The following is a 255-nucleotide window of genomic DNA, read 5'->3' on the forward strand; positions in this document are numbered from 1 at the left end:
CGGCAAGCGCCGATACCGCCTATCCGGCGGCGGCCGTCGACCGCGTGGCGGCGGCGATGCAGGACGAGGAGGACCGCCTGCTTGCCGCCCGCACCGCGCGGCTCAAGGCGCTGCAACTGGTGTTCTACGTGCTGGTCGGGCTCGCCGCGACGGCGATCTGCGTGCTGGCGGCACTGACGTATTCGAGCCTGTGGACCTTCACGCAGGACATCATCGCCTCGCGCCGGGCGCTGCGCGCGATCAACCAGGACCTCG

At 71.4% G+C, this 255-nt stretch carries 1 protein-coding gene; it reads left to right on the plus strand.

What is annotated here, in order from left to right:
* Nucleotides 1-255, plus strand: a 255-nt coding sequence (locus tag ACZ3HH_RS30725) for a hypothetical protein (protein WP_465810450.1), incomplete at both ends; no start/stop codon positions are given.

The organism is Pseudomonas sp. PME37.24/025 (assembly GCF_055556615.1).